Here is a 10,693-nt window from a genome sequence, read left to right on the forward strand (position 1 = left end):
TACTCTCGTGCACAGGCTCGTGGTCCTCTGAGATTCGGATGTCTTGACAACACCCATCACAGCAGGACCACGAGCCGTTCTACGTCAACGACGCGACGCTCCCCATCACCACGAACCGGGAAGAGCCAGTTAAAGGAACTACCGAAGAACACCACGAAAAGGGACTTGACCGGTGCGCAACAATCCAGCGGATCGACGAACTCTCACACGATGGGCGCAAGTACTCAATGCCGACGCAAGAGACCTCGGCCGCGCTTTCCTCGCGACCACAGGGCAGAGTTATGTGGCCTGGCGATCGGAGGTACGCATGACCGAAGCACGCCGCTATCTTGAAGAAGGGGTTGGTGTGGCGCAGGCGGCTCGTCGGCTTGGCTACGCACATCCATCAGCATTTACCACGGTCTTCACCCGAGCCCACGACATGTCCCCGCGTGAATATCAACGCAATGGTTGGCAACACACTGATGAGCCCCTGATCATCCGCTAGAACCGTCACCGGAACGACTTTGGTGATGCCCAGCCGACCCGCGCCATGGAGTAGGACCACCCCAAACTGTGCGCACCTTACCCCTGACAACATTTCCGCAAGAAAGCCTAAGACGCTGCCTACTGCACGGTTTCATGCACCGAGATCTGCGGCCGAGGATCTTTCAGGTCATCACCTCACAGTGAGTGAAGCGACACTGTTTATTGCCCACTGTAAAGCCTGTTTCTGAGCACGCTTGGGAGAGTCGTCCATGATGAGAGCGGCCAGTTGCGGGACGATGTGTGGCCAGGCTGCGAGCCCGATTATTCCAAACAGGATCGGTGCGGCTTCCTTCGTCTCGATGTTCAGACGTTGTGCCAAGGAAGTGACTTTATCCTGGTAGTACACCGATCTGGAATCACTCTCCGGTTCGACGGTGTCGGGTTCGAGTGCTTCCCATTGCAACAGGCGCAACAGGTCCGGATGCTTGGCATGGTAAGCATTGACTGCTTGTAGATACGCGGAGAGGAACTCTCCTGGCGGCAAGTCTCCTTTGGGATACGGGACAATTCCGAGCAGAGAATCCAGTGCGTCAGATAACACGGCATGGAACATGCCTTGTTTGCTGCCGAAATATGCGTAGATACGTTGCTTATTCACACCGGAATTCGCGGCGATTCTATCCGTACGCGCTCCGGCAAGTCCGTGCTTCGCGAACTCCTCACGGCCCGCCTCAAGGAGCGCTCGTTTGGTGTTTTCTGGTCCAGCCATGTCCCCAGCGTAGAAGCTCCACCACTGAGAAGCAACCAACCAGATAGTTGCCCAACTAACCAGTTGGTTGTAGCGTGATGTGTATGCCCACCTCCCGACCAATCATTTCTGACGCGCCACCCATGCCTGCCACCCGACCAAAAATTTTGGATCGAGCGCCTCTCTCGATCACGTTCTTTGTAGTACTTGCCCTGGTGGTGCTCTCACAGCTCTACGGTGCGCTCGTGCTCGGTCCGGCTTCGGCCCTCGACCTCGGTGCTGATCCGGGCACCTCGGAATTGGTGCAGTCCCTATTCGGGGTTGCCTATGCGATTGGTTTCCTCGTCTGGGGGCCAGCGGTCGATCGTTATGGTGCGACAAGGTGCTTTCTGATCGGCCTGACGGGGCTGCCGCGTCGATAGGTGACATCTGATCTGGCTTGCCCGTAGGGCGGCCTGGAAGGATGTGCACCATGCCCGCTCCCTACCCCCAGGAGTTCCGCGAGGACGTCGTGCGTGTGGCCCGGTCCCGTGAGGACGGCGTCACTCTCGCGCAGATCGCGAAGGACTTCGGCGTCCACGAGATGACGCTCCACAAATGGATCCGTCAAGCCGACATCGACGACGGCAACCGTCCCGGAAAGACCCGGGAGGACTCCACGGAGCTACGCGACCTCCGCCGCCGGAACCGGCTGCTCGAGCAGGAGAACGAGGTCCTGCGCCGTGCCGCCGCCTACCTGTCGCAGGCGAACCTGCCGGGAAAAGGTTCTACCCGCTCGTGAGCGAGCTCGCCGCTGACAACGTTCCCGTCGCGGTGTCCCTGCGGGTCCTGAAGCTCTCCCGCCAGCCCTACTACCGCTGGCGGAAACAGCAGATCACCAGGGCCGAGCTCGTCGAGGCCTATCGTGCCAACGCCCTGTTGGACGCCCACCGCGACGATCCTGAGTTCGGCTACCGGTTCCTCGTCGGAGAAGCCGCCGAGGCCGGAGAGGAGATGTGCGAGCGGACCGCGTGGAAGATCTGCCGCGACAACCAGTGGTGGTCCGTGTTCGGGAAGAAGCGCGGCAAGAACGGAAAGCGCCCCGGTCCGCCGGTCCATGACGACCTTGTGAAGCGGGACTTCTCCGCCGATGACGCCAACGAACTGTGGCTCACCGACATCACCGAGCACTGGACCGACGAGGGCAAGCTCTACCTCTGCGCCATCAAGGACGTGTTCTCCGGCCGGATCGTGGGCTACTCGATCAGCGACCGGATGAAGGCCCGCCTCGCAGTGAACGCCCTGGACAACGCAGTATCCAGGCGTCGTTACACCGCCGGTTGCATCGTGCATTCGGACCGCGGATCTCAGTTCCGGTCACGGAAATTCGTGCACGCCTTGAACCGTCATCACCTCATCGGATCGATGGGCCAGGTCGGCGCTGCCGGCGACAACGCCGCGATGGAATCGTTCTTCTCGCTACTTCAGAAGAACGTCCTGGACCGCAAGCGCTGGCGAACCCGAGAGGAGCTGCGGATCGCGATAATCACCTGGATCGAACGCACTTACCACCGTCGCCGTCGGCAAGCCCGTCTGGGCCGATTGACCCCCATCGAATACGAGACCATCATGAACCCGACCGTGAGCCTCGCGGCCTGAGACCCCAACTGTCACCTAAACGTGCGGCAGCCCCGACCGTACTGCTTGCAGCCACTGTCTTCGTGGCTTGTGCCCCGAGCATGTCTTGGCTTCTCGGTGGCAGGATCGTGCAAGGTGCCGCCGCGGCAAGCTTCGCCCCATCGGTTTTCGCATACTTCGGTGCACGCCTGCCGACCGCTGTCCGCTTAATCGCCGTGACCGTACTGACCAGTTCTTTTCTTGCTGCCGCGGTGCTTGCGCAGGTCCTCGCGCAGCTCGTCGTGTTAGCGGGCTCATGGCGCTGGTTCTTCATCCTCAGCGCGATCACCCTGACTTTAGGGCTGGTGCTTGCCATGCGTGGTCTGCGGCCTACTCCCGGCAGCGCAGAAACTGGTCAGAACGCCACGAGGATACTTGCAGGCCTTTTGGGCAGGTTGCGCATTGTCTTACTGTTAATCGCAACGCTGGCGATCCTTGGCCCATTCATCGCGCTCTACGCAGCCCTCGGGCACACCGGTCACTACCCGGACAGCGAGCTCCTGATGCTGCGCCTCAGTGCACTGCCCGCTCTGATCTGGGCTGGAGCCGCTTCACCCTGGCTTACTCGAATCCGCCCAAGTACACGCATGATTACCGCATTTACCGGCGCAGCGCTTGCAAGCACCCTGCTTGTTTTCACCGGGCACAGCGTCCTGGGCGCAGGATTCGGCATGCTCCTCCTTGCCACCTGCGTGTCGGTGCTCGCCCCGGCAACAATCCAAACCCTCACCGGCATGTCCCCAGAACATTACGGCAGTGTCACAGCGCTCTACACCTTCGCACTCTTCCTCGGCGCCAGCCTTGCAGCTCTGCCAATCCCGGTGCTTGCAACATTGGCCCAAGTATCAACTACTGGGCTCGTGCAGGTCACGGCACTCATCGCAATCCCCATTTTCTTACTCGCCCTCACATTCACGATTTTCGGGTCTCGAACCCCACAGCAGCCTCAATAAATCCCTGAAAGGAACACCATGTCAGAACATCTTCTCCCTACCCTCAGAATCCCTGAAACGTTCACCGAGGTCACGACTCGGCAAGAACACCAAGGCACAACCCCGGTCACCGTAACCCGCCACCATCCAGGCACTGACCCGAAGTACGGGGGCGAACACGTAACCACCGTCTTTGGAGACGACCGCATCCTCTACGGCTACACCCGCCAAATCAGCGGTTTCGAACCTGACGCGATCCCGACAACTGGAGAAGCCCACCACACGGCATTCGAATTCCTGCGCAGCATCGATTCAGGCTTCACTGAAGGACTCACTGTGCAGTGGATCGACCGACATGACGAAACCATAAGAGGCGAAGACGAAGCGCCAACACTTGTCTCTGGGATGAAGGTCAAAACCCGTCATAGCTTAGGCCTCTATACCTGGGTCATTGTTGGTGCCGGTAACCAGATCGTCACTTACGAACGCGATATCGAGTGGAACAGCGGACACTCGCGCCGCAACACAGCAATGTGGTTGCATGACGCCTGGATCACTGCCCGAGACAACGGCGGTGATGAAATCGGCGGTCTATACGCACCTCTGAACGCGTAATTTTGGCCAAGGAGTGAGTCCTCGGTGAGACCCCGTCAATTGCGGCGTGGATGCAGGTCTGAGTTTTGAAGAGTGAGCGCACCTTCCAAGTGAGCCGGTGTTTCTTATGGAAGGAGTCGATGATGTCTACAGCTACGGATCTTGCCGAAATTGCGCGTGCGATCGCTGAACAGGCCGAGAAGCTGGACCGGGCGAGGGGTGCGTTACGTGAGCATCCGGAGCAGGTTGCCGATGTCGTGGATCCTCTTGTGGGCATGCTGTTGTCGATAGATCGAGTGATCGATGCTGCCGGCACTGCGTTCCAGGAGCATGGTGCGACCGCGGTCACAACATTCGGGGATCAAGCGCGTGGCTCGGCGCGAGTGATGTTCGATGGCGGTCTGTTGACGGCGGCTTCGGACCAGGTGCTGAGTTTGCGGAACACGCTGATGGGAGTCAGTGCGGAGTCGTCGTCTTTGGTGTGGCCAGAGCATGATCCGCTCGCTGCAGAGGAGCTTCTCAACTATCGACGGTTCCTCGAGCAGCGGGAACGTCAGCTCGACCCGGACGCCGAGTCACGGCCGACAGCTGCTGAGTCGCCGAAGCGTGGCGGGGTCGAGCGTCCCTGATTCCAGCCGTATCGGGCGATGTGCGGGGCGGTTGACGTGACAGTTTCGATCCGTGTGATGACCGCCGGTGACGGCTACCGGTACCTGCTGAACTCTGTGGTCGCCGGTGACGGTGACCGCGACGCGGCATCCGTCCTGACACGGTATTACCTCGAATCGGGCACACCGCCTGGCACATGGATCGGCTCCGGCATCGCGGGACTCTCTGATGACATTCTTCCCGGTGGTGCGGTGTCTGAAGAGCAGCTACGACGCCTCATGGGTTACGGCCAGAACCCAACCACGGAGGAGCAACTGGGCCGCCCTTACCGCAAATTCGCGACCGCAAGCGACCGTGTGCAGCGGCGCCTCACACGCTTACCCGAGAACCTCACTCCGGCCGCACTCTCCACACAGACGGCGCTCATCGAAGCAGAGGAAGCAAGCAAACCAACCGGTGCCCCAGTTGCAGGGTTCGACCTGACTTTCTCCGTTCCGAAGTCAGTGTCGACGCTGTGGGCGGTGGCCGATGGTGGAACGCAGACCCTGATCGCGCAAGCGCACCACGCCGCAATTCAAGACTGGGGTTACCCGCAAGCTGTAGACACGTGAGCCACATCACGCTGCATGCGTGAGTGACGTTTCCTGCTCGCCCTCGACAGTCTCAACCGCCGCGACCATGCCCTGCTCGAACTCCACCGGCGGCACCATCCCCAACCTCGAATGCAACCTGCGCCGGTTATAGACGACCTCGATCCACCGCGCTACAGCCTGCCTGGCTTCCGCTCGCGTCGACCACGACCGCCGGTCATAGAACTCAGTCTTCAACGTCGACCAGAACGACTCGGACATCGCGTTATCCCAGCAGACGCCGGTCCGCCCCACCGACTGCTGCACTCCCAATTCGAGGGCCGCAGCATGAAGCTGTGACGACGTGAACTGGGCACCTCGATCTGCATGGAACACGACTTCCACGGCGCTGGTCTCACGCAGCGTATGAGCCATCCGCAGCGCCCGCTCCACCAGGTCCGTCCGCTGGTGGGCATCCATCGCCCAGCCCAGCACCCGCCGCGAACACGCATCCCTGACCGCGCACAAGTACAGCCACCCCTCACCCGTCCTCAGATAGGTGATGTCAGAAATCCACACCGCGTCCAGCCGGCCCTGATCCCACACCCTGCCGACCCGATCCGGAATATGATGGACCGCCACTCCCGGGATCGTCGTCACCGGCCTGAACCGACGCGGACTGATCCCTTCCAGCCCCTGCCTACGCATCGACCGGGCCACCGTCTTCCGATCCACCGGAATGCCTTCACGCCGCAGCTGCGCCGCCACCCGCGGAGCGCCGTAGACCCCTTCGGAGTCCTCGTGCGCAAGCTTCACCTGCGCGTCCATGACCGTCCGCGCGGTCTTCCGCGGACCCGGAGCCAGGAGGCGGCGTGTCCACGCGTAGAAGCCGGCACGAGAGACGTGCAGGAGCCTGGCCATCCGCGCGATCGTGTAGTTCGCCTTCTGCGCGTCGATCAACTCGAACCGTTCTGCTTCCGAGGCTTCGACGCGAAGAAGGCTGCCGCTTTTCCCAAGAACGCGTTGTCCTCCCGCAGCTCGAACACTTCCCGCCGCAGCCGCGTCAACTCCGACCGCTCGTCTTCTTCCAACGGACCCGTGGATTTCCCGTCCCCGTGGAGACGTTCCTTCTCCTGCCGCACCCAGTTGCCCAGCGTCTGGGGACCGACGTTGATCTCGTGAGCCACGGCCGCGATCGAGCGGCCTGTATCGATGACCAGATGCGCGGCTTCGCGCTTGTAGTCCTCGGTGTACGACCGGCGCTGCTTTCTGCTTGACGACATGCCAGACATCCTTCCAGCGGAACCCGTGATCCCGCTATCTCGGGTGTCTACAACTCGAGGCTAACCCCAGAAGGAGACGCAGCCGATATCGATGCCCTGCAGACGGCTGGGCTGGATACCGCTTCTGCAGTCGTCGTTACATCGCACGACGACGACTTCAACGTCTACCTCACGCTCTACTGCAGACGGCTGCGCCCTGACTTACAGATCGTTTCTCGTGCCACATCCGAGCGCAATGTGGCCACCCTCTATCGTGCCGGTGCAGACAGCGTGCTGTCCTATGCAACGATCGGCGCTACCGCGATGTGGAACGATCTTGGACGCGCTCACCGCGTTGTTATCGCAGAGGGGAACGAACTGTTCTCAGCACCGAGACCGCGATCGCTGTCTCAGGTCGTTCTTCGGGACGAAAAGGTGCATAACGCGACAGGTTGCCATATTGTCGCAGCTCTCGATTCGCAGGGAACTTTGCTGGTCGATCCTGAGCAGCTTGAGAGCGGCGATTTGAAGAGCCTGGTGCTTCTCGGGGATCGGCATGCAGAACGATCATTCCGCGACAAATACGCGAAAGATGCCTGAGCTGCCTCTGAAGGGGCCGGGATGAGGCCGTGACCCCAACCCAGCTGAGCCCCTGGGAACCATGCACCGGACACGTTCACGGCAGGACAAGACCCCACCAGAGCCAGCGACTTGATCTTCCGAAGAGGGCCAACCTATGAACGTAGCGGGAGGCGGTAAGTACGCTGCTACGACGAGGCTCACGTCCCGTCCGCTGATTGGCCTCAGGTGACTGCTACGGTGAAAGGACAAGGCACGGGGTGCCGCCGAATGGCGGCTGAGATGAACACCCGTCGAACCTGTTCCAGTTAGCACTGGCGAAGGGATCGTCTTCAACTCTGCAGCACCCACAGGTGTCGTAGGAAACAATCCCTCCGTCCTCGCACGGAAGGCACCTCATGCAGAACAGAGCGGCAACCCAGACCTCTTCCTCCACAGGATCCGGGCTCCTGTCCGGACAGCGGGTGTTGGTGACTGGTGGGGCGCGGGGACTGGGTCAGGAGCTGAGCCGTGTATTCGTCCGCGAAGGTGCCCAGGTCGTCGTCAATTACCACCAAAGTACAGACGCCGCGCATCGCCTGGTCGACGAACTCAATGCCGAACGCAGTGATGCGGCCAAAGCCGTGCAGGCGGACGTCACGGACCCTGCGCAAGTGGATGTCCTCTTCACCACTGCGGAGAACGCTCTGGACGCGCCGGTGACCGTCGTGGTGAACAACGCACTGGCCTCATTCGCGTTCGACGGTGATGCTCGTCCGAAAGCCCATGAGATCGGCTGGGATCGGTTCGCACAGCAGTTCGACGGCAGCGTCAAGGCGGCTCTCTACACCGTGCAGCACGCGCTGCCGGGATTCGCCCGGGCGGGCTTCGGACGCATCATCAACATCGGAACCAACCTCTTCCAGCATCCAGTGGTCCCATACCACGACTACACCGCGTCCAAGGCCGCGCTGCTCTCCCTCACCCGCACACTCGCCCACGACCTCGGACCCGATGGCATCACCGTCAACATGCTGTCTGGTGGATTGCTCCGAACCACGGATGCTTCTGCGGCTACCCCGGACGTAGTCTTCGACGCGATCGCTCAGGGCACACCGTTGCGTCGCGTCACCACCCCCGCAGAATTCGCGGACGCGGCGCTGTTCTTTGCAAGCCCTTGGTCGCGCTCCGTCACTGGCCAGAACTTGATCGTGGACGGCGGACTGGTGATGGACTGACTCCCGTAGAGAGCACGGAGACGACGAGGAGGTAATCCGCACGCTGGTAGCGGACGCTGTGATGTAAACCCTTAGTCGTGACTTCGCGTTGCAGGCCATCCCAATCAGTGTAAGAGCGCCGTGCAACAGTTGAGGTGCCTCCAGCGCAGCCACCTGCTCGATCCGCGTAGGATTGCCGGTATGTCGGTAGCTGATTTGTCTGCCAGTGCTCAGAACTACCTGAAGGTCATCTGGAGCCTGCAAGAGTGGTCGGACGCTCCTGTGACTGCTTCGATGATCGCGCAGAAGACGGGGCTGAAGCTCTCCACCGTTTCCGGCGCGATGCCCAAGCTCGGGGAACAAGAGCTAGTGGAGTACGCGCGGTACGGCAGTATTGCTCTTACGGCTAAAGGTCAGGGATACGCAGTGGCCATGGTGCGTCGGCACCGACTCATCGAGACGTTCTTGGTAGAGGTTCTCGGGTATCGCTGGGACGAGGTCCATGACGAAGCTGAGGTGCTCGAACATGCGGTCTCAGACTTCATGGTTGGGCGTATCGACGAGCTCTTGGCGCACCCCGTTAGAGATCCGCACGGTGACCCGATCCCCTCGCCGTCGGGTGCGGTAGACCGGACCCCTTTTGTGGAGAGTCTTTCGGGGGCCAGCCCTGGCGTCCGGATGGTGGTGGAGCGGATCTCCGACGAGGATCCGGAGTTGCTGCGTTTCTTCGCTGGCCGTGGTCTGGTGGTGGGATCCGAGCTCATCGTCTCCGCCGGACCGCCCTATTCGGACTCTCTGCAAGTGCAGGTGGAGGGTGGCGCATCGCTCGTACTCGGTCGCTCCGCTACGGATGCAGTGTGGATCTGCCCCGTGAGTCAGTCAGCCGTACCCTAACCGGCAGGCTCATCGATTGCCCCAGCATCGGCGCTGGCCGCAGGCACACGCATGGTCCCGGTTGAACGGTTGAAGCTCGCTTTACGCTTCCACGACCGGGCCGATCGGCTGATGACGAGGACGAGCAGGAACACGACTCCGTAGAACACTGACATACCTGCGCTGGTGGCTGCGTTGACTGCGTAGGCGGCCCAAAACCCTCCGAGAGCACCAATCGCTGCGATCGCTATGGTGAGACCGAACACCACCGGGAGCCGATCGGTGAGCAGATAGGCAGTAGCCGGCGGGACGACGACCAGCGCGATGACGAGAATGGCTCCGGCTCCGTTGAATGCCGCGGTAACTGTCACGGAGACGAGGAACATGAAAACGGTGTTCAGTGTCCCAGTGGGGATGCCAAGAGCTCGAGCGAACTGTGAGTCGAAGGTGGTGAGTTTTAGGTGCCGGTAATACACGGCATGGAAGACCACGTTGACCAGAAGCACCGCTAGCATCACGTACAGGTAGACAGGCCCCAGAGAGACAACGTCTGCTCTGCCTGGCATCTGTAGGTTCAACTGCTGAAACGAGGCCAGGTTCAGGTCTCCTACCAGCACGGCGTGAGTGTCGAGGTGAATGTTGGCGAAGTTTGCGGTCACCATAATCACTCCGATACTGAACAAGGCCGGGAACACCAGACCCTGTGGAGCATCCCCAGCCAGAAGACCGGTACGGGTTAAGTACTCGTTGCCTAAGACGACCACCAGGCCAGCCAGGGCCGCGCCCAGGATCAGCCATGGGGAGTCCAGGTTCTGGGAGAAGGCATAACCGACGATGATTCCAGGCAGCACTGCGTGTGCTATTCCGTCGACCAACATAGAGTTCTTCCGCAGAACGACAAATACCCCGGGCAACGCGCACGCCACTGCCATGACCACGGCTACGAGGGTGGTTCCCAACAGAAAGCTCATGATCGCTCCGTCCCGGATGGCGCAACGCCGCCCTGCACATCGATGTGTTCTTCTCGTTCGGCGATCAGCTGGTCTCGTAAGAGTCGGCGCTGGCGGGCCCGACCGCGGGCGCGAGTGATGAGGCTGCGCCCGGGAGCCAGCAGTAGCGAGAGGACGAGGAAAGCGAAGAGCGTCAGCACGATTAGTGGCCCAGTGGGCACGCCGCCGACCGCGATGGAGAGATAGGCGCCTAGACC

Annotated in this window: 13 protein-coding genes, 1 pseudogene and 1 riboswitch; of the genes and pseudogenes, 10 read left to right on the forward strand and 4 right to left on the reverse strand. The window is 61.0% G+C overall.

Going from position 1 to position 10,693, the window contains the following annotated elements:
* The first annotated feature begins 172 nt into the window (after window positions 1-172).
* Window positions 173-487 (forward strand): helix-turn-helix transcriptional regulator, encoded by a 315-nt coding sequence (locus BSP109_RS15485; protein WP_257944739.1) that lies wholly within the window; start codon window positions 173-175, stop codon window positions 485-487.
* A gap of 171 nt (window positions 488-658) precedes the next feature.
* Here BSP109_RS15485 and BSP109_RS15490 read toward each other — a convergent pair whose 3' ends face one another.
* Window positions 659-1,237, reverse strand: a complete 579-nt coding sequence (locus tag BSP109_RS15490) for a TetR/AcrR family transcriptional regulator (protein ID WP_087053563.1) — start codon at window positions 1,235-1,237, stop codon at window positions 659-661.
* 83 nt (window positions 1,238-1,320) lie between these two features.
* On the opposite strand from BSP109_RS15490, the gene BSP109_RS17075 reads away from it, so the two are divergent.
* The 6 genes from BSP109_RS17075 (at window position 1,321) to BSP109_RS15515 (ending at window position 5,618) form a co-directional block, all read left to right on the forward strand.
* On the forward strand, window positions 1,321-1,638 hold the full coding sequence (locus BSP109_RS17075; protein WP_180959787.1) for an MFS transporter: 318 nt from the start codon (window positions 1,321-1,323) through the stop codon (window positions 1,636-1,638).
* Window positions 1,639-1,688: 50 nt separating this feature from the next.
* A protein-coding gene (locus BSP109_RS15495) for an IS3 family transposase (RefSeq protein ID WP_257944740.1) occupies window positions 1,689-2,854 on the forward strand; the annotation gives its coding sequence in 2 pieces (ribosomal slippage) (window positions 1,689-1,973 and window positions 1,976-2,854; 1,164 coding nt in all).
* Window positions 2,855-2,862: 8 nt separating this feature from the next.
* Window positions 2,863-3,825, forward strand: a complete 963-nt coding sequence (locus BSP109_RS15500; protein WP_374700177.1) for an MFS transporter — start codon at window positions 2,863-2,865, stop codon at window positions 3,823-3,825.
* A gap of 18 nt (window positions 3,826-3,843) precedes the next feature.
* Window positions 3,844-4,419, forward strand: a complete 576-nt coding sequence (locus tag BSP109_RS17080) for a hypothetical protein (RefSeq protein WP_006822417.1) — start codon at window positions 3,844-3,846, stop codon at window positions 4,417-4,419.
* A 122-nt stretch (window positions 4,420-4,541) separates the two neighbouring features.
* Window positions 4,542-5,027: a hypothetical protein gene (locus BSP109_RS15510; protein WP_146001194.1), complete on the forward strand. Its 486-nt coding sequence runs from the start codon at window positions 4,542-4,544 to the stop codon at window positions 5,025-5,027.
* 36 nt (window positions 5,028-5,063) lie between these two features.
* A complete protein-coding gene (locus BSP109_RS15515) occupies window positions 5,064-5,618 on the forward strand; it encodes a relaxase domain-containing protein (RefSeq protein ID WP_101601833.1) in 555 nt (184 codons plus the stop codon).
* 6 nt (window positions 5,619-5,624) lie between these two features.
* Here the strand turns inward: BSP109_RS15515 and BSP109_RS15520 are convergent.
* A protein-coding gene (locus BSP109_RS15520) for an IS3 family transposase (RefSeq protein WP_101601824.1) occupies window positions 5,625-6,859 on the reverse strand; the annotation gives its coding sequence in 2 pieces (ribosomal slippage) (window positions 5,625-6,592 and window positions 6,592-6,859; 1,236 coding nt in all).
* A 36-nt stretch (window positions 6,860-6,895) separates the two neighbouring features.
* Between BSP109_RS15520 and BSP109_RS15525 the strand changes: the two genes are divergently transcribed.
* From BSP109_RS15525 to BSP109_RS15535, 3 genes are all read left to right on the forward strand, one after another.
* Complete coding sequence (locus tag BSP109_RS15525) at window positions 6,896-7,438, forward strand: NAD-binding protein (RefSeq protein WP_101601826.1); 543 nt, start codon at window positions 6,896-6,898, stop codon at window positions 7,436-7,438.
* A 225-nt stretch (window positions 7,439-7,663) separates the two neighbouring features.
* Window positions 7,664-7,761, forward strand: a riboswitch (TPP riboswitch).
* A gap of 54 nt (window positions 7,762-7,815) precedes the next feature.
* The gene (locus BSP109_RS15530; protein WP_101601828.1) at window positions 7,816-8,634 is read left to right on the forward strand and encodes a 3-oxoacyl-ACP reductase; all 819 of its coding nucleotides are present in this window, start codon (window positions 7,816-7,818) and stop codon (window positions 8,632-8,634) included.
* A gap of 180 nt (window positions 8,635-8,814) precedes the next feature.
* Window positions 8,815-9,507, forward strand: coding sequence for a metal-dependent transcriptional regulator (locus tag BSP109_RS15535; RefSeq protein WP_101601829.1), 693 nt, complete (start codon window positions 8,815-8,817; stop codon window positions 9,505-9,507).
* On the opposite strand, the gene BSP109_RS15540 is transcribed toward BSP109_RS15535, so the two are convergent.
* On the reverse strand, window positions 9,504-10,457 hold the full coding sequence (locus BSP109_RS15540; protein ID WP_101601831.1) for a metal ABC transporter permease: 954 nt from the start codon (window positions 10,455-10,457) through the stop codon (window positions 9,504-9,506). The genes BSP109_RS15535 and BSP109_RS15540 overlap by 4 nt on opposite strands.
* A pseudogene (locus tag BSP109_RS17535) lies at window positions 10,454-10,693 on the reverse strand (hypothetical protein); the annotation flags it as partial. The pseudogene BSP109_RS17535 and the gene BSP109_RS15540, both read right to left, overlap by 4 nt.

The organism is Brevibacterium sp. Mu109 (assembly GCF_900169375.1).
Classification (GTDB): Bacteria; Actinomycetota; Actinomycetes; order Actinomycetales; family Brevibacteriaceae; genus Brevibacterium; species Brevibacterium yomogidense_A.